The following is a 17763-nucleotide window of genomic DNA, read 5'->3' on the forward strand; positions in this document are numbered from 1 at the left end:
GGGAGTGTCGCACCCGGGGTGCACAGATCGCGCAGAGGAAACGCATAGGCGTCGAACCTTTATCGGCCCGTGTTCTTGCCGTGACCCAGGTAGCCCATTGTTACCGAAGTGACATTTGTGGCTCGTGGTGTCGAGCCATTCCAGCGTCGAGCCGAACCAGCCGGGGTAGGGACGAGATGACCGTTCGAAGATTCAGTGCCCAGTTCGTTGCCGTGTCGGCGGGGGTGGTCGCCGCCACCGCCGTCTGGCCCGCCTCGGCCGGCGCCGACCCGACCGACCCGGCGTACAGCAGTGTTCTCAACGCGGTGGGTATTGGAAACAACGGCCCCATCACGCAGTTGATCGAGCAGATCGGACAACAGATCTGCCCGCTGATCGTCAAGCCCGGCGGCAACCTGGTGTCCAACGCGACGACGGCCAGTGGCCACGGCGGACTGGCCTCCCAAGTCACCGGCTTCGTGGCGGAGCAAGCCATCAAGTCGCAATGCCCCGCGGTGATGACCGAACTCGCCAACGGCAACTTCGCGCCGCTTGTCCAATTGCTGAGCACCGCCAATCAGGCTTCGGGCACCCTCAACACCCTGAGCGGCACGGCGGTGCCGTCGCTGCCATCGGTCACGCTGCCACAGACCGGATTGCTCAGCCCCTGACCAGCGCGGCGATCGGGCTAACGTCGGTAGCCCTCACGTCGATAACGTGGTTAGGTGATGGCGGGTCGGGAGTGATTCGTCGAGGCGGAAAGCACGGACTGTGAAACAACGGATTCTCATCGCAGCGGGTGTGGTCTCGCTCGCCCTCGGCTCCGTGGCTTTCGCCGCGCCCGCGTCGGCCGACTGCCCCGCCGGGACGGTGCCGACCCGATTCCCCGGGGTGTGCACCGCCGGACAGTCCGGCGGCCAGCTCCCCCAGGCCATCGGCCCGTCGGATGTCACGACGAACTTCCAGCCCAATCAGATTCCCTCGATGAACGGCGTGCCGTGCAACTGGAACCACGCGGTCACGTGCTGGGGCATGGCGCAGAACGCCGGGTAGGCGACTCGGGGATCGGGTTCCGGCGGGCAGGAGCGAAGCGACCCGGGGATGGGGTTCCGGCGGGCAGGAGCGAAGCGACCCGGGGATGGGGTTCCGGCGGGCAGGAGCGAAGCGACTCGGGGATCGGGTTCCGGCGGGCAGGAGCGACGCGACCCGGGGATGGATTCAGTGCACCGGCAGCCGCCTGGCCGCCGCCTCAAGCTGTTCGAGGGCGGGTTGCAGCGCGGCGGTGAAGTCATCGATGTCGCCGGCGATCTCCGGTGTCGTCGATACCCCGAAATCCAGTGACCCGCAATAACTCAGACAGGTGATGTTCAAGCCGACGTCGAGCATCAGCGGTCCGATGGGCACCAGCGTCTCGACCCGGGCACCTGCCAGGTACAGCGGAAAATCCGGTCCCGGCACATTGGAGACCACCAGGTTGATGGGAACGACCCGGTCACCCAGATGGGCCGCGGAGTACGCCCGGACCGCCAGCCCCAACAACCCCGGCGGTGTGGTCTCGGTCAGCCCGACGAGCTGATGGTCCGACAGTGTCCTGGCCATCTCCTTGGCGCCCTTGGAGCTTTCGTAGATCGTCGCGAGTCGTTCTGCGGAGTCGGCGATATCGGTGGCCAGGCGCACGGTCGTCGACGTCATCTGGTTCGCGCCGGTGGATGCCTCGGTGTGCGTGGACACCGGCACCTGGGCGACCAGCGGCCGGTCCGGCAGCTCGCCCCGGGCCTGCAGATACTCCCGCAAAGCACCCGAAATGAGAGCCAGCACAACGTCATTGACTTTGACGTCAAATGCCTGTTTGACGGCCTTGACCCGGTCGAGCGACAAGCTGGTGTAGGAAACCCGCCGCTGCATGGTGAGCTGCGTGTTGAACCGGGTGGCCGGCGCCTCGAAGAAATTGGGTGGCTTGTTGGCCACCGTCCGGGCGGCCAGCTGCTGGGTCACCGTCTGCTGCACCACCCGCAGCACCCGGTAGGGGGTCATCACCGCGATGTTGAACAACGCACCCAGGGCGCGTCGCTCGATGCCGGGCAAGCGCGCGCCGGTGTCGGTTGCCTCGGCGGTCGGCGGTCGGGGTGCTTCGGTGACGTCGAGCAGGATCGAACTCAGCCCGGCCCCCGACACCCCGTCGATGACGGCGTGGTGAATCTTGGTCAGGTAGGCGATGCGACCGTTCGCCAGGCCTTCGACGAACCACAGTTCCCACAGCGGGCGGTTGCGGTCGAGCGGGTAGGACATCAGCCGCCCGATCAGCTCCTCGAGCTCGGATTGTCCGCCGGGCGCGGGCACCGCGATGTGCCGGATGTGGTAGTCGATGTCCAGCCGATCGTCTTCGACGAGCCAGGGGCGATCCAGGCCGTGGCGGGCGCCGGCGATGCGATGACGCAGGATCGGCAGCTCGGGCAACCGTGCGGCGATCAGTTCGCGTACCGCCTCGAAGCCGAAGCCCGGAGCTCCGGTGGGGTCACAGATTCCCAGCGCACCGATATGCATCGGGCACGTATGGGTATCCGCCCACCAGAACGCCGCGTCGAGACCGGAAAGGCGCCGCATGCCGTCAGCGTAGAGCGATCGTGTTGACTACTTCGCGGATTCGCGTTGCGGCGGCGGTGCTGCATCGGATGCCCATGCGCCCCGGTGTTGCCGCAATCACGGCCAGGCAAACCATCGGGCCCGACGTCCAGCGATCGCACAGCATTGCGCAACCGGGTTGGCGGTCACCGCGCTGATACGCTGCCAGGGTCGTCGGTGCCGAAATCCCGGGGACGCAGGGTCCGGCCCGCCTGACGAGATGACGTCGAAAAGCAAGCAACAATTGGGAATGGGTGTCGTGCGAACCGGAGAGATCAAGGCTCTTACCGGTCTTCGCATCGTCGCCGCCATGTGGGTGGTGCTCTTCCACTTCCGCCCGCTGATCTGGGAAGCCTCCCCGCGCTTGAAGGACGATCTGGCTCCGCTCTTCAACGCCGGAGCCCAAGGTGTGGACCTGTTCTTCATCCTCAGCGGCTTCGTGCTGACCTGGAATTATCTCGACCGGATGGGATCGCATTGGTCGGGCCGGGCCACCCTGCACTTCCTGTGGCTGCGGCTGTCCCGGGTATGGCCGGTGTACCTGGTGACGATGCACATCGCGGCGCTGTGGATCATTTTCACGCTGCACGTCGGCACCGTGCCGTCCCCGGATGTCTCCGAGCTCACCGCGATCAGTTATGTGCGCCAACTCTTCATGGTTCAGCTGTGGTTCGAACCGTTCTTCGACGGCACCAGCTGGGACGGGCCCGCCTGGTCGATCAGCGCGGAATGGCTGGCGTACCTGCTGTTCGGCGCGATCATTCTGGTGATCTTCCGGATGGCGCGGGTGACGCGGGCGCGCACCCTGTTGCTGCTGGCGTTTGTCGCCGCCCTGCCGCCGACGGTCCTGTTGCTGGCCAGCGGTCACTTCTACACACCGTGGAGTTGGTTGCCGCGCATCGTCGCCCAGTTCGTGGCCGGCGCGCTGGCCTGCGCGGCGGTGCGGCGGCTGCACCTCGGCCACCGCGCGCAGCATGTCGCCGGCTACACCTCGATACTGCTGGTCGCCGCGATCGTCGGCATCCTCTACTACTACGACGCCAACCCGGTCGCCGGGATGGTCGACCCCGGCGGGGTGGTCGACCTGTTGTTCATGCCGCTGGTGGTCGCGTTGGCGATCGGCGTGGGCAGCCTGCCGGCGCTGCTGTCCACCCGGCTGTTGGTCTACGGCGGACAGATCTCGTTCAGTCTGTACATGGTCCACGAGATCGTGCACACGTCGTGGAACTGGGCGGTGCAGGAGTACCACATCGACCTGCCCAAGGCGGTCCAGAAGCTGATCGTCGTGGGACTGATCGCCGCCGCGATCGCCTTCGCGATGCTGCTGTTCCACACGGTCGAGGAACCGGCCCGGCGCTGGATGCGCAGAATGATCGATTTCCGCGACGTCCAGCACGACAAGCACATCGGTCTGCCCGGGGCCGAGGGGGGCAGGCTGGCCTCCATCGACCACGCCCGCGACGCCCGTCCGCCGCAGAACCCGGCTCGGGCCGGATAAAGTGTCGAGCCCAGCCTTGCTGTGCGACAACACCTTCCGTGACTAGCAGCGGTGGGTCGGTGGGCAGCCCGAACGTGTGGGCAGTAGGCTGCCTGGGTCGGGCACGATTTTCAGTGAGGTGTCATTGACCCGCAGGGAACGACTTACCCGCGTCGCATCAGTCGCGGTGACGGCTGTCGTGGTGCTCGCCGGGATTCTCGGCTTTTCACAACCACCGCTGCGCTATGACCTGGCCGGCCGCGGCTCGCAGTTCAACCGTGTCGCGGTGATCGGCGACTCGTACACGACCGGCACCGACGAAGGCGGACTCGGGGCGAAGTCGTGGACATCGCAGGCCTGGCTGCTGTTGGCCAGCCAGGGTGCCAGGATCGACGCCGATGTGGCCGCCGAGGGCGGGGCCGGCTACGGGATCAGAGGCAACCACGGCAGCCTGTTCGAGGACCTCACCGCGAGGGCCGTCAACCACGACGACGTGCTCGTCGTGTTCTTCGGGTCACGCAACGACCAGCCTGTCGACCTGCACAGGTATCCGGCCCTCGTCGGCCAGACATTCCAGATCGCCCGCCGGGTGGCACCGACGGCCAAGTTCCTGGTGATCGGCCCGCCCTGGCCGACAGCCGACCCACCGCCGGTCGTCCTGACGCTCCGCGACGACCTGCGCGCGCAGGCCAAGGCTGCGGGCGCGATCTTCATCGACCCACTCGCCGAGGGGTGGTTCGTCGGGCATCCCGAACTCATCGGCGCGGACGGCGTTCATCCCACCGATGCCGGCCATGCCTACCTGGCCCAGAAAATCGCGCCGCTGATCCGCAGTCAGCTGGCCATCCCGCTGTGAGCGGGCAGCTCAGGGCGCGATCCACGGCTGGCTGTTGCCGAGGTTGTTCGAATCCACCTGGTAGCACTGCTGCGGGGTATTTAACCCGAACGCGCCCCCGGTCTCGCAGCGCTGACCGCCACCCCACGGTGTCCACAGTCCCTGGCACCCGGCACTGGCGGTGGGCGGGGCATCAGTATGGGAACGTTTCGGACCTCGGCATCGCGTTCGCCGCCTCGTCGTGATAGACCGATTAGCTGATGGGCAGACGCATGGAGCTACGGCGTCGCCGGGGCTTGCGGCTGACATCGCTCCTGGTGACGCTGGTCGTGGCCATGTCGATATTCACCGCGGACCGGCCGACACCGGCACAGCCGTACAACCTGATCCCTGGCCCATTTGCCCGGCTACTGGCCCAGGCCGTCGACCTTGGGCCGGCTCGTGCCGAACGTGTCCAGCTGACTGCCGAGTTGCGAGAACCTGCCGAACCGGCGGCCCTGCGCACATGGGCGGGCTCCCACGGCCTGACGGTGCGATGGCGTGACGGTGATGCGTGGGCGGTCCTGGAGGGCGCGGCTGATGCGGTGGCCCGCGCCCTCGACGTCGCCGTGCACGACTATCGCCGCACCAACGGACGCGTCTTCTACGCTTCCCGGCAACAGCCCGCCGTGCCACAGCAGCTGGAGCTCGAGGTCTCTGAGTTGGGCCGGATACTCGGATACACGCCGTATCACGAAGGCACGCCGCCGAGCCCGCCGCTCGACGTCCCCAACGGGGGGCTGATTCCGACCGAACTGCTCAGCGCCTATAACGTCAACCCGCTGTCTTCCGCCGGGTACATCGGAAGTGGGCAGACGGTCGCGGTGTTCACCTTCGACGGTGTGGACCAGCGCGACCTGGACAAATTCTCCGATTGGTTCACGCTGCCGAAAATCAATCTGGAAGTGATGGGCACGATGCCCGCCCAGCGGCGCGGGGAAGCGACCATGGACGTGGAGTTGGTTCACGCGATCGCGCCGTCGGCCAAGATCGTTCTGGTCAACGCCCGGCCCACCGCCGAAGGTGATGGGCCGTATGTGAAGCTCGGCAAGCTGATGGAGGACGTCGACGCCCGCTACCCCGGGGCGGTGTGGAGCTTCTCGATCGGATGGGGCTGCGATCGCCTGCTCACCCGCGCGGATCTGGCGCCGGTGCGCTCGGCGCTGGCCCGGGCCCACCGCAACGGCACGACGGCCTTCGTCGCCAGCGGTGATCTGGCCGGACTGGAATGCAAAGGCGGACACGACTGGTCGGATCCGCCGAGCCCCGACGACTTCGGCGTCGACGTGCTGGCGTCGCTCCCGGAGGTGACCGGCGTCGGCGGGACCACGCTCTCCACCGACGCCCACGGGCGGTGGCTGGCTGAACAAGGCTGGTACGACGTTCCCCTCACCCAGGGCAGCGGCGGCGGCGCCTCCGTCCTGTTCGCCCGCCCGTCGTGGCAGGAGGCCGGCCAGCGTTCCGGCCCACGGGACAAGCGGCTGGTCCCCGATATCGCCGCGGTGGCCGACCCGTTCACCGGAGTCAAGTTCGTGTTCGACGGCCAGATCCGGATCGGCGGCGGCACCTCGCAGGCGGCGCCGATCTGGGCCGGGCTGGCCGCGGTGATGAACCAGTTCCTCACCGCGCGCGGGCTGGCGCAGCTCGGTGATCTCAACCCGCTGTTGTACGAGATCGCCAACGGGTCCCAGGTGCCGGCCTTCCGTGACATCTACCTCGGCGCCAACGCGGTGACGCCCGTCGTGCCCGGCTACGACATGATCACCGGACTGGGAACCCCCAACGTCGACAACCTGATGAAGGCCGTCCTCGTGCTGAAGTCGTTGCGCCGATGACCGAGACCGTTGCCGGGCCGGACAGTCCAAACTCGTTCGAGGGCTACGCGGTACCCGGCCGCAGGTACCGTGCGCGTAAAGAGCGCGGCCCTGGATACTTCGTCACCATCGGGATCTGGGTGGTCGTTCTGGTGGCCGCCATGATGGGCGTGAGCGTCCTCGCAACGCAGATCACCCCGCCGGGCACCACCTATCACTGCCCGCCCGACTGTGGCCGTCCGCCGACGGGACTGCCGGTGGCGACCAATCCGCGTTTCTTCGCGCCCGATGGAGCGTTCTCGGTGTCCTACCCGGCACCCGGAACCGCCTACGACGTCACCATCGAACCCAACGGGGTGCGCGCCGAGTTGACCGTTGGTGACGGTGGGACGTTGCGATTGTTCAGTGAGCCGGCCCAGGGACGCCAAGCCCGCCAGGTGGCCGACGACCTGCTGAACCAGGTGTACCCCGACGCCGTGAAGTCCTACGAGTTACCCAACGCGATCCTGGGGTACCAACCCGGCTACGGCGAGGTCGCCGACGACTGGCCGAAGGGGACCGCGACCGGCGCCGAGCATCTGCGGATCGTCATCGTCGTCGCGGTGAAGAACGACCTGGCGCTCGTCGCCGGTGCGGTCGGGCCGTTCCATCAGTTCGGCCCCGACGACGGACCGGGGCCGCCGTCGCCGGCGAACCTCGACATCGCCAAGGACATGGGTAAGTACGTCAACAGCTTCATGTGGCGCGGCGACCCGCCCCGTTGATGAAAACGGTCAATCCTGAACGGCTTTGGCGACCGCGATACAGGTGGTCAGCCAACCGGGGCTCGCCTGGCCGGCGTCTCGCACCGCCCACATCGCATTGAGCACCATCCGCACCACCACCCAGGCTCGCGCCCGGTCCTCGTCGAACCCGGCGGCGTCGACCAGCGTGTAAAACCGCCGGCGCACCCCGACCCGGATATCGCCGGACATCTCGTCGATGCGGTTCCACAACATCGGGGCAATCTCGTAGTGCGGGTCACCGTTGATCGGTTTGGGGTCGATCACCAGCCAGGGCTGCCGTCGACCGGCCAGCACGTTCTGGTAGTGCAGATCGCCGTGGATGACCCGCGCGGAGCTCGCGGTATCGGTCGCGAGCTGCGTGCACAGGCTCAGCGCCTGTTCCACCAGCCGGTGCGGGATCGGGGCGCTGCGCGGCAGCGCGGCCAGGTCGGTGGTCCACCCGCCGATCAGGGACGCCAGCGTCCACAGTTGCGGCAACGCCGGGACGTGAAGGTGCCGGTACAGGCCGGCGACGACATGACAGGCCTCGACGTCGGTGAGCCGGGTCAGGTCATCGGCGCCGAGCCGCTCCAGGAGCAGTGCCCGGCGGCGGGGGTCGGCGCGCAACAAGCGGACCGCACCGTCGCCGCCCCAACGCCGCAGCGCCAGGTGTTCGTGTTCGGACTCCTCGTCGGGAAAGGTGAGTTTGAGCACCGCCGCGGCGCGGTCCGACGTGCGGACCGGCAACACCAGCGAGCAGTAACCTCCAGTGGCCGGGCCGTCGGGCCGAAGCTGCCACTCGGCGAGGATGTCGCGGGCCATTGCGGGCAGCGACTCGACCCACGCCGCCCACCCGAGCCCACGGCCGGCCATCGCCCGCACCCCGGCGGGCAGGTCGGTCACGTGTCGGGTTCGTCGGGGTGCTCGCTGGGCGGCGGCTTGTTCAGCCAATCCTTCAGCCGAAACAGCTGGCTGGCCACGATTCCGAGGCCGACCAGCAGCAGACCGACGACGATCCAGATGGTCATCGCCATCGAGCCTACGCACCGTGTCGCTGTTAAGTAGCCAAGCCGCCTAGGCTGGCCGCCGCGGCGTTGCCGCTACTCTGACCCCGGTGTCCGAAGCGTCCGCCGACCAGGTGCGCCAGTTGCGTGCCCGCCTCGACGGACTGACGATCCGTGACGCCGCGCGGCTCGGTCGGCGGCTGAAATCGCTGCGCGGTGACGTCTCGGCGCAGACGCTGAACCAGATCGCCGATCAGTTCACCGCCGCCGAGGCCCTGATCGCCACCCGAGTCAGCGCGGTACCGGCGATCACCTACCCCGACCTACCGGTCAGCGACCGTCGCGCCGAGATCGCCAAAGCCGTCACCGAGAACCAGGTGGTCGTTGTCGCCGGCGAGACCGGCTCGGGCAAGACCACCCAGCTGCCCAAGATCTGCCTCGAACTCGGCCGCGGGGTGCGCGGGACCATCGGCCACACCCAGCCGCGACGACTGGCGGCACGAACGGTGGCCCAGCGCATCGCCGACGAACTGGGCAGCCCGTTGGGTGAAACGATCGGCTACACGGTGCGATTCACCGACCAGGCCAGCGACCGCACACTGGTCAAGCTGATGACCGACGGCATCCTGCTCGCCGAGATCCAGCGCGACCGGCGGCTGCTGCGCTACGACACGCTGATCCTCGACGAAGCCCACGAACGCAGCCTCAACATCGACTTCCTGCTGGGCTATCTTCGCGAATTGCTGCCTCGGCGGCCGGATCTCAAGGTCATCGTGACCTCTGCGACGATCGAACCGCAGCGGTTCGCCGCGCACTTCGGCGGTGCGCCGATCGTGGAGGTGTCGGGACGCACCTACCCGGTGGAGATCCGGTACCGGCCCCTGGAGGTGCCGGTGGTCGCCGACGATCTCGACGACCCGGACGATCCCGACCACGAGATCGTGCGCACCGAGATCCGGGATCAGACCGAGGCCATCGTCGACGCGGTCCGCGAACTGGAGGCCGAACCGCCCGGCGACGTGCTGGTGTTCCTGTCCGGGGAGCGTGAGATCCGGGACACGGCAGAGGCTTTGCGGGATTTGAAGAACACCGAGGTGCTCCCGCTGTACGCCCGACTGCCCACCGCCGAGCAGCAACGGGTGTTTGCGCCCTCGCGTGCCGGCAGGCGAGTTGTGTTGGCCACCAATGTGGCCGAGACGTCGCTGACCGTGCCGGGTATCCGCTATGTCGTCGACCCGGGAACGGCCCGCATCTCCCGCTACAGCCGGCGCACCAAGGTCCAGCGACTGCCGATCGAACCCATCTCGCAGGCCTCGGCCGCGCAGCGGGCCGGCAGGTCCGGGCGTACCGCTCCCGGAGTCTGTATCCGGCTGTACTCCGAGGAGGACTTCTCGGCGCGCCCGCGCTATACCGATCCGGAGATCCTGCGCACCAATCTGGCCGCGGTGATCCTGCAGATGGCGGCGCTTCACCTCGGCGACATCGAGAGCTTTCCGTTCCTCGATCCACCCGAACGCCGCAGCATCCGCGACGGCGTCGCGCTGCTGCAGGAACTCGGCGCGTTCGACTCTGCCGGTGTCATCACCGATCTCGGTCGCCGGCTTGCGCAGTTGCCACTCGATCCCCGGCTGGGCCGGATGATCCTGCAGGCCGACACCGAGGGTTGTGTCCGTGAGGTGCTGGTGCTGGCGGCCGCGTTGTCGATTCCCGACCCCCGGGAGCGGCCCCGCGACCGCGAGGAGGCGGCCCGGCAGAAACACGCCCGGTTCGCCGACGAGCATTCGGACTTCGTGTCGTTCCTCAACCTGTGGCGCTATCTGCGTGAGGAACGGAAAGTACGATCCGGCAATGCATTCCGCAGAATGTGTCGCGAGGATTTCCTGCACTACCTGCGGATCCGGGAATGGCAGGACCTCACCGGTCAACTGCGCAGCATTGCCCGCGACATCGGGATACGGGAATCCGACGATCCCGAACCGGCCGACCCGGCTCGGGTGCATGCTGCGTTGATCGCCGGCCTGCTGTCGCATATCGGTCTGCGCGAGGGGGATTCGCGGGAGTACACCGGTGCGCGCAACTCCAGATTCGTCATCGCTCCGGGATCGGTGCTGACCAAACGGCCGCCGCGCTGGGTCGTGGTGGCCGACCTGGTGGAGACCAGCCGGCTGTACGGGCGCATCGCCGCCCGGATCGAACCCGAGGTGGTCGAGCGGGTGGCCGGACATCTGGTGCAGCGCAGTTACAGTGAGCCACACTGGGATGCCAGACGCGGCGCGGTGATGGCGTTCGAGCGGGTGACGCTTTACGGGCTCGCTCTGGTGGCGCGCCGGCGGGTGGGCTACGCCGCCATCGACCCGGTGGTCTCCCGGGAGCTGTTCATCCGCCACGCGTTGGTGCAGGGGGAGTGGCACACCCGCCATCACTTCTTCGCCGACAACGCGAGATTGCGAACGGAGCTGGCCGAACTGGAGGAGCGGGCCCGCCGCCGCGACCTGCTGGTGGGTGACGACGAGATCTATGCGTGGTACGACGGCCGGATTCCACCGCAGGTCGTCTCCGGTCGGCACTTCGACGGGTGGTGGAAAAAGCAGCGCCATCGAACCCCGGAACTGCTGACGTTCACCCGCGACGATCTGCTGCGCGTTGATGACGCCTCCGCCGAACGGCCCGACAGCTGGCAGGCCGGGGACCTGTCTCTGCCGCTGACCTACCGGTTCGAACCCGGTGCATCCGACGACGGGGTGACGGTGCACATCCCGGTGGAAGTGCTGGCCAGGCTGGGCGGCGACGAGTTCGGCTGGCAGGTACCGGCGTTGCGCGAGGAATTGGTGACGGCACTGATCCGGTCCCTGCCGAAAGACCTGCGGCGCAACTTCGTTCCGGCACCAGACACCGCACGGGCGGTGCTCGCCGGTATCGGAGGGCAGGAGCGAAGCGACCCGGGAATGGGCAGCGAGGCGGGCCGCGAGCCGCTCCTGGAGGCACTACAGCGTGAACTGCACCGGCGAACCGGCATTCTGGTGCCGATCACCGCGTTCGACTTGGACAAGCTGCCGGCCCATCTGCGGGTGACCTTCGCCGTCGAAGCCGCCGATGGCAGCGAGGTCGCTCGGGGCAAGGATCTCGAGGTGCTGCAGCGTCGCCTCGCCGGGTCGGCCCGCAAGGCGGTGGCCGACGCGGTTGCCAGTGACCTGGAACGAACCGGACTTCGCGGGTGGCCCGATGATCTCGACCGGCTGCCGGTCAGCGTCGAGCGCACGGTAGGGGGCCACATCGTGCGCGGCTACCCGGCTCTGGTGGACGCCGGCCCGGGCGTGGACGTCCGGGTGTTCGCCACCGCTGCCGAACGCGACGCGGCGATGAAAGCCGGAATCCGGCGGCTGTTGCGGTTGGCGGTGCCCTCGCCGGTCAAATCGCTGGAGAAGGCCCTCGATCCGCGCACCCGCCTGGTCCTGGGGTCCAACCCCGACGGCTCGCTGGCCGCGCTGCTCGACGACTGCGCCGACGCTGCCGTCGACGTCTTGGCCGCCCAGCCGGTATGGACCAGAGCCGAATTCACTGCGCTGCGTGACCGGGTGGCGGCGGCGCTGCCGTCAACCACCACCGACATCGTCGGACGGGTACAGAAAGTGCTCTCGGCCTGGCAGAGCGTACAGCTGGCCCTACCGGACACGCCGTCGCCGGCACAGGCCGACGCCGTCGCCGATATCCGTACGCAGCTGGAAGGATTGGTCGCCGACCGGTTCGTCACCGCTGCCGGTGCGGCCCGCCTGGCCGACCTGACCCGCTACCTGACCGCGATCGTCCGTCGACTCGACCGGCTGCCGCAGGCCCCGCAGGCCGACCGTGACCGGATGCAGCGGGTGCATGTCGTCGAGGCGGCGTACTCCGAGCTTCTGCAAGCCCTGTCGCCGACGCGTGCCGCAGCGGCCGATGTTCGCGATATCGCCTGGCAGATCCAGGAATTGAGGGTGAGCCTGTGGGCTCAACAGCTGGGTACCCCGCGGCCGGTCAGCGAGCAGCGGATCTACCGGGCGATCGACGCCGTCATGGACTGACGGTATTGCGGTCTGCCGGGCTGCCGCGGCCGCGCAACACCCGCAGGGCTCGCCAGACCTTGTCCGCTCCGTATTCGGCCGCCAGCAGCAGCACCGCGTGGATCTGTTCGGTGCCCGCACCGGATGTGGTCGCCAAATCGACGTGCAATGACAAGGATTCATCGAGTGTCTGATTGAGCACATCGACGGCGATGCAGGCCAGTGCCCGTTCGCGCGGCGAAAGATCGCCGTTGCTCCACCGTTGGTCGAACTGCTCGGCATAGAAGGCGGCGAAGTCGGGATCCAGTTCGGCCAGTTCGGCACGGACATCGTCGGGCAGCGGCTGGGCTTCGGTTTTTTGCGGATCGGGCGGGGGGCCGGGCTGCAACTGCTGCAGTTGTTGCAGCGCCACCGCGGCCGTCGGGTATCCCGCGTAGGCGGCGAGATGGCGAACGGCGGCGATGCACTCGGCGATCGAAACACCGTTCGCAACGGCGGTTTGGGCATGGGTGAGGAGTGGGAAGCCGATGTTGGCGGTGCACAGATCGGCGGCCAGGAACACGAAGGTCTTCTCGCGCATGGTCAACTGCGGTAACGACCATGCGTGCTGGCCCATCTGTGCGGCCATCCGGCCGAAGGCCGGGTCCAGAGCTTCTACTTGGCTTTGATTGACCAGCTTCATCGTCCCACCTTCGTGTGTGCGGTTTCCGACATCTGGGAGCGGGGCGGCGGCAGCTGAAACACCTTGCGCCGCACCGCGTCGAAGGCGGGGGTCGGCAGCAGCCGGGCCAGACCGGCCAGCACGAGGGCGTCCTTGCCGACCAGGTAGGTGCCGCGCGGTCGCCGCTTGGTCAGCGCCTTGGCCACCACCGCTGCCACCACCGACGGCGCGCTGCCCCGCCGTTCGTTGGCCAGTGCCGCGGAGATCATCGACGTGTACGCGTCCCGATAGAGTGCGGCGCCCTCGGCGGAGAACTGCGAGGTCACCTTGGCCGCATCGCTTTCCAGTTTGTCGACACCGTCGGTGTGGATGCTCGCCGGTTTGATGATCACCACCCGGATTCCCCACGGCGCGAGCTCTTGCCGGAATCCATCGGCGAGCGACCTGACCGCGGACTTCGACGCGGCGAGCGGGCCGCCGAACGGCGGGGTGACCAGGTCGCCGATGGAGCTGATCACCACGATGCGACCGACGGCCCGGCGCAGCAGCGGGAGGAAGCCCTGCGTGACGGCGACCTGCCCGATCACATTGACTTCGAACTGCCGGCGAAGGTCGTCGAGCGGCAGGAGTTCCATGGGCCAGGCCACGCCGATCCCGGCGTTGTCGACCAGCCCGTCGAGTCCGGCGGCTCCGACATGCTCGGCGACGGTATCGACCGCGGCGGTGATCTGATCACCCTTGGTGATGTCCAGCATCAGCGGCGTGATCGCGGTGCTCGAGGCCGGCCCGGCGTCAGCGCGCAACGACTCGCCGTCCTCGGTCCGGCGGACGCCGGCGTACACGTGCCATCCGTCAGCGGCCAGCTGCAGGGCGGTGGCGCGGCCGATACCCGATGACGCCCCGGTCACGACGACATGTTTGTATTCACAGCTCATGGCTCCACGATGGCGGTCGCCCCGCACCGGGCGCATCTGTCACATGACTGGATTCAGGGCAGTTTCAGGCCGGTCAGTTCGTGTCGTCCGGCCACGCCCAGTTTGGGAAAGGCCTTGTACAGGTGATATCCGACGGTCCGGGGACTCAAGAACAGCCGGGCACCGATGTCTCGATTGCTCAGGCCGGCGGCGGCCAGCCGAACCACCTGGAGCTCCTGGGGTGTCAGGCCGGCGTCGTCACCGTCGGGCAGCCCGGCGGCGACACGTTCGCCGGCCGCCCGTAACTCGGTGCGTGCGCGCTCGGCCCATGACCGCGCGCCGATCAGTTCGAACTCGCGAAGCGCGGAGCGCAGCGGTGGGCGAGCCTCGGAGCGACGCCGGATCCTGCGCAGCCACTCGCCGTAGAGGAGTTCGGTTCGTGCCCTGGATAGCGGCTGATTGATCTCGCGGTGCAGCCGCAGTGCGGCCTGGAAGTGGGATTCGGCATCGTCGTCGGACGCCAGCAACGCGCGGCAGCGCAGCAGGTTGGCCCGCGCCACCGGGTTGTCCGGGTCGGTTGCCGCGGCCTCGGCGACCGCCAGGGCTACCGCGGCCCGCTGCGGTTGCCCGCTGCGTGCGGCCGCCTCCACCCATTCCGGTGCGGCCTGCCCCGCGAAGGCCGGATGTTGCCGCAGCCGGGTGGGCAGCGCCTCCAACCGTGCCAACGCGGCCTGATACCGGCCATAGCCGAGATCCAGCACGGTCAGGGCCAGCGCCGCCGTCCCGACGTTGGCGGAATGTCGTTGAGCACCAATAGACATCGCCTGCTCGGCTAGTGCGGCACAGCGCCGCTCATCTCCGGTCGTCGCGGTGATGAGTGCCAGCACACCGCACAGGTTGGCCGCTGAGTGCTCCTGCTCGGTGTCCTGGGCGATGCGGATGCCCTCTTCGGCGGCCTGCAACGCGTCGTTCAGGCGTCCGGTCGCCAGCGCGGCCTGAGCCTGGGTGAGCAGAATGTGGGGCAGACCGCCGATCATGCCGCGCTCGCGCGCCTCGCCGAGCATCCGGTCGCTCTGTGCCAGCGCCTCGTAGGCGTCGCCGATCACCATCCGGAGAAAGACACTGTGGCCGGGTAGGTTGCCCACCGTGGCACCCGGAAGTCCGGGACGAATCGCCCGCACCACCGGTCCCAACGGCGGGATCTGTTCCGCCGATCGGGACTGCATTTTGGCCAGTGTGACGGTCGCCGCCAGCATCGGGCGCAGCCAATGGTCGGCCGGCAGTGGCATCGCGTCGATCATCGCCACGGCCCGCGCCAGGTCGGGCGCCTCGTCGGCGAAGTAAGCCATCCGCACCGCCTCGATGAGCATCCCGCAGGCGTCCTCCGGACTGCTCTGCCAGATCGATGCCGCCCCGTCGATGAGCATCTCCGACGCGTGCCGGGGGGTGCCCCGTTCGAACTGAACGCGGGCGCGGACCCGGGCCAGTCGGGCCAAGGTCGCCGCATCGGTCACCAGCTCGGCGGCGCGCTGGGCCAACTCCTCAGCCCGGTCGAGCTGGCCGGACTCGCGGGCACTGTGCGCGGCGGCGGCGAATCGTTGACCGCGGGCCACCGGGTCGGCGGTGAGGTAGGCGGCCCGCTCGTGGGCGGCCGCGCTCGCGGCGTACCCGCCGCGGCGATCGGCCCGCAACGCCGCGGCCTCCAACTCGGCCGCCGCCACTTCGTCATGGCCGACGGCTGCCGCGGCGAGATGCCAGGCCCTGCGGTCGGTGTTTTCCGGTGATGACGAGGAGGCCGCGAGTGCGCGGTGGACGGCGTTGCGTTCGGCGATCGTCGCGCTCCGATAGACCGCGGAGCGAATCAGCGGGTGGCGGAACACAACTGTGTCGGTGGACACCCGGACCAGCGCCGCCCGCTCCGCCGATTCGAAGTCGGCCAACTCCAGGCCCATCTGATGCATCGCGGCGGAGATCACGCCGAGATCGCCGGTGTCCTCGGCAGCCGCGATCAGCAGCGCCTGGCGATTCGCGGACGTCAGCCGGTCGAGTTGTGCGCCGAATGCGTCGAGTACCCGCCGGCCGGCTGGTGACATGCCGGCGGCCACCGTCGGTGTCGCGGCGTCCCGGGCTGCGGTGTCGGAGACCACCGCAGCGAGTTCGATCAGCGCCAGCGGGTTGCCGCCGGTTTCCTCGATGAGACGGTCCCGAACGGCGGGTGCCAGCCCGGGGGCGGATTCGGCCAGCAGTGCACCGGCCGCCGAGGCATCCAGACCCGCCAGCGGGAGCAGGTGTGCGCCGGTGAGGTCGACCGCCAGGTCGTCGCGAGCCGCGACCAGCAGCACCAGGCCTTCGGCGCCGAGGCGCCGGCCGGCGAACAGCAGGGCGTCCAACGACTCGCGGTCCAGCCACTGGGCGTCGTCGATCAAGCACAACAGCGGGCGGTGGCTCGCTACTTCGGACAGCAACGTCAGCGTCGCCAGACCGGCCAGAAAGCGGTCCACCCCGGGTGCGTCGGCCAACCCGAAGGCAGCGTGCAAGGCGGCTTTCTGCGGGCTCGGCAATATGTCGAGGCGATCGGAGAAGTCATGCAGGAGTGAGTGCAGGGCCGCGAACGGAAGGTTGGCCTCCGATTCGACTCCGGCGCACCGCAACACCGTGAAGTCCGCGGCGTCGGCGGCAATGTGATCCAGCAGTGCGGTCTTGCCGCTGCCGGCCTCGCCCTGCACCACCAGCAGCGCGCTGTGACCGGCGCGAGCCTCGGTGAGCAGCCGGTGTATGACGGCCACTTCGTCTGCTCGCCCGTGCAGCACGTGTCGAACGTAGTTCATCGGGGCAGGTGCGCGCCAAAGCTGAAACGCAAGCGGGGCACCCCTTGAGGGTGCCCCGCTTGGGTAGTCCGTTGACGATCAACGGCTTCCGTGCACAGTCGTGTCCACGTGCGGCGCGGTCGCCGACGGGCCGATGTTGTTGACCCAGTCGTTGTGACCGAGGTCGGCCTGCGCGGGCGCGGCGAGGCCGAGAACGGCGGCGGTCAAGGCGCCCGCGATCGCGGTGCTGAGTGCGTACTTCTTCATGTCTATCCCTCTTCCTCAACGGCCGGAATGGATTTCCGTGCCGCTGACTGACCCAACGCCGCCAGGGGGCGCCGTAATTCCGCTGGCAGCAGATGATCGCCGGTTGGCAGGAATTGAGTCATATCCACCGATCGGGGACATCGGGTTCCACCCGACGATCCACCGGCCGCCCGACAGACAACGCCGCCGGAACGCGAGAGCGTTGAGGCACTGGCGAAACACGAGGGCCGACACCAAAGCAAGTCGGCCACAACGAAGAGGACGCGATCTCTCATGACCACCATGACCTGGATGAAGAGACTGGCCGCAGGCAGCGCACTGGCCGCCGGCTCCGCACTGTTCGCCTTTGGTTCCGCCACCGATGCCTGGGCCGAGAGCGGCTCGTTCGACAACGGTTCGAACCTGAGCCAGCCCACCCACCACCAGACCTTCCCCGGCCAGTACAACCAGCCCGTACCGGGCTCGATCGAGCACCACCATCACCAGTGGAACCACGCTGGATAGACCCCCACAGAGACCCCCCAAGAAGCACTCCGGGGAGAA

At 68.2% G+C, this 17763-nt stretch carries 15 protein-coding genes; 8 read left to right on the top strand and 7 right to left on the bottom strand.

The genetic code is table 11. The features are described from left to right. Positions 1 to 176 precede the first annotated feature (176 nt). On the top strand, positions 177 to 650 hold the full coding sequence (locus ORI27_RS03995; RefSeq protein WP_265995205.1) for a hypothetical protein: 474 nt from the start codon (positions 177 to 179) through the stop codon (positions 648 to 650). Between the two features lie 100 nt (positions 651 to 750). Beyond that, positions 751 to 1032, top strand: a complete 282-nt coding sequence (locus ORI27_RS04000) for a hypothetical protein (protein ID WP_265995206.1) — start codon at positions 751 to 753, stop codon at positions 1030 to 1032. A gap of 165 nt (positions 1033 to 1197) precedes the next feature. On the opposite strand, the gene ORI27_RS04005 is transcribed toward ORI27_RS04000, so the two are convergent. After that, the gene (locus ORI27_RS04005) at positions 1198 to 2583 is read right to left on the bottom strand and encodes a WS/DGAT/MGAT family O-acyltransferase (RefSeq protein ID WP_265995207.1); all 1386 of its coding nucleotides are present in this window, start codon (positions 2581 to 2583) and stop codon (positions 1198 to 1200) included. Positions 2584 to 2821: 238 nt separating this feature from the next. Between ORI27_RS04005 and ORI27_RS04010 the strand changes: the two genes are divergently transcribed. From ORI27_RS04010 to ORI27_RS04025, 4 genes are all read left to right on the top strand, one after another. Then, positions 2822 to 4099: an acyltransferase family protein gene (locus tag ORI27_RS04010; RefSeq protein WP_265995208.1), complete on the top strand. Its 1278-nt coding sequence runs from the start codon at positions 2822 to 2824 to the stop codon at positions 4097 to 4099. Positions 4100 to 4223: 124 nt separating this feature from the next. Next, positions 4224 to 4934 carry an Rv0518 family GDSL lipase gene (locus ORI27_RS04015; RefSeq protein ID WP_323055542.1) on the top strand — a complete coding sequence of 237 codons (711 nt, stop codon included), beginning with the start codon at positions 4224 to 4226 and terminating at the stop codon, positions 4932 to 4934. Between the two features lie 239 nt (positions 4935 to 5173). After that, a complete protein-coding gene (locus tag ORI27_RS04020; protein WP_265995210.1) occupies positions 5174 to 6787 on the top strand; it encodes a S53 family peptidase in 1614 nt (537 codons plus the stop codon). Further along, positions 6784 to 7530 carry a hypothetical protein gene (locus tag ORI27_RS04025; protein WP_265995212.1) on the top strand — a complete coding sequence of 249 codons (747 nt, stop codon included), beginning with the start codon at positions 6784 to 6786 and terminating at the stop codon, positions 7528 to 7530. Before ORI27_RS04020 ends, ORI27_RS04025 begins: the two co-directional genes overlap by 4 nt. A gap of 9 nt (positions 7531 to 7539) precedes the next feature. On the opposite strand, the gene ORI27_RS04030 is transcribed toward ORI27_RS04025, so the two are convergent. Next, entirely contained in the window at positions 7540 to 8433 is an 894-nt protein-coding gene (locus tag ORI27_RS04030; RefSeq protein ID WP_265995213.1) for an aminoglycoside phosphotransferase family protein, read from the bottom strand. Beyond that, a complete protein-coding gene (locus ORI27_RS04035; protein ID WP_265995214.1) occupies positions 8430 to 8558 on the bottom strand; it encodes a hypothetical protein in 129 nt (42 codons plus the stop codon). Before ORI27_RS04035 ends, ORI27_RS04030 begins: the two co-directional genes overlap by 4 nt. 77 nt (positions 8559 to 8635) lie before the next feature. On the opposite strand from ORI27_RS04035, the gene hrpA reads away from it, so the two are divergent. Then, entirely contained in the window at positions 8636 to 12592 is a 3957-nt protein-coding gene (gene hrpA, locus ORI27_RS04040) for an ATP-dependent RNA helicase HrpA (RefSeq protein WP_265995261.1), read from the top strand. Here hrpA and ORI27_RS04045 read toward each other — a convergent pair. The 4 genes from ORI27_RS04045 to ORI27_RS04060 all read right to left on the bottom strand — a co-directional run bounded on the left by ORI27_RS04045 (position 12582) and on the right by ORI27_RS04060 (position 17220). Beyond that, positions 12582 to 13253 carry a carboxymuconolactone decarboxylase family protein gene (locus ORI27_RS04045; RefSeq protein WP_265995215.1) on the bottom strand — a complete coding sequence of 224 codons (672 nt, stop codon included), beginning with the start codon at positions 13251 to 13253 and terminating at the stop codon, positions 12582 to 12584. The two genes, hrpA and ORI27_RS04045, sit on opposite strands and share 11 nt — an antisense overlap. After that, positions 13250 to 14167, bottom strand: a complete 918-nt coding sequence (locus ORI27_RS04050) for an SDR family NAD(P)-dependent oxidoreductase (protein ID WP_265995216.1) — start codon at positions 14165 to 14167, stop codon at positions 13250 to 13252. Before ORI27_RS04050 ends, ORI27_RS04045 begins: the two co-directional genes overlap by 4 nt. A gap of 53 nt (positions 14168 to 14220) precedes the next feature. Then, entirely contained in the window at positions 14221 to 16974 is a 2754-nt protein-coding gene (locus ORI27_RS04055) for a helix-turn-helix transcriptional regulator (protein WP_265995217.1), read from the bottom strand. A 78-nt stretch (positions 16975 to 17052) separates the two neighbouring features. Continuing rightward, positions 17053 to 17220: a hypothetical protein gene (locus ORI27_RS04060; protein ID WP_265995218.1), complete on the bottom strand. Its 168-nt coding sequence runs from the start codon at positions 17218 to 17220 to the stop codon at positions 17053 to 17055. 291 nt (positions 17221 to 17511) lie between these two features. On the opposite strand from ORI27_RS04060, the gene ORI27_RS04065 reads away from it, so the two are divergent. Then, on the top strand, positions 17512 to 17724 hold the full coding sequence (locus ORI27_RS04065; RefSeq protein WP_265995219.1) for a hypothetical protein: 213 nt from the start codon (positions 17512 to 17514) through the stop codon (positions 17722 to 17724). The last annotated feature ends 39 nt before the right edge of the window (positions 17725 to 17763 follow it).

The organism is Mycobacterium pinniadriaticum, from assembly GCF_026242045.1.
In the GTDB taxonomy this organism is placed as follows: Bacteria; Actinomycetota; Actinomycetes; order Mycobacteriales; family Mycobacteriaceae; genus Mycobacterium; species Mycobacterium pinniadriaticum.

Bases quoted from the DNA above. Each gene is read 5' to 3' on its own strand.
- ORI27_RS04020 (WP_265995210.1), top strand. From the start codon at position 5,174: ATGGGCAGACGCATGGAGCTACGGCGTCGCCGGGGCTTGCGGCTGACA.
- ORI27_RS04065 (WP_265995219.1), top strand. From the start codon at position 17,512: ATGAAGAGACTGGCCGCAGGCAGCGCACTGGCCGCCGGCTCCGCACTG.
- ORI27_RS04045 (WP_265995215.1), bottom strand. From the start codon at position 13,253: ATGAAGCTGGTCAATCAAAGCCAAGTAGAAGCTCTGGACCCGGCCTTC.
- ORI27_RS04035 (WP_265995214.1), bottom strand. From the start codon at position 8,558: ATGACCATCTGGATCGTCGTCGGTCTGCTGCTGGTCGGCCTCGGAATC.
- ORI27_RS04005 (WP_265995207.1), bottom strand. From the start codon at position 2,583: ATGCGGCGCCTTTCCGGTCTCGACGCGGCGTTCTGGTGGGCGGATACC.
- ORI27_RS03995 (WP_265995205.1), top strand. From the start codon at position 177: ATGACCGTTCGAAGATTCAGTGCCCAGTTCGTTGCCGTGTCGGCGGGG.
- ORI27_RS04055 (WP_265995217.1), bottom strand. From the start codon at position 16,974: ATGAACTACGTTCGACACGTGCTGCACGGGCGAGCAGACGAAGTGGCC.
- ORI27_RS04010 (WP_265995208.1), top strand. From the start codon at position 2,822: ATGACGTCGAAAAGCAAGCAACAATTGGGAATGGGTGTCGTGCGAACC.
- ORI27_RS04050 (WP_265995216.1), bottom strand. From the start codon at position 14,167: ATGAGCTGTGAATACAAACATGTCGTCGTGACCGGGGCGTCATCGGGT.
- ORI27_RS04060 (WP_265995218.1), bottom strand. From the start codon at position 17,220: ATGAAGAAGTACGCACTCAGCACCGCGATCGCGGGCGCCTTGACCGCC.
- ORI27_RS04025 (WP_265995212.1), top strand. From the start codon at position 6,784: ATGACCGAGACCGTTGCCGGGCCGGACAGTCCAAACTCGTTCGAGGGC.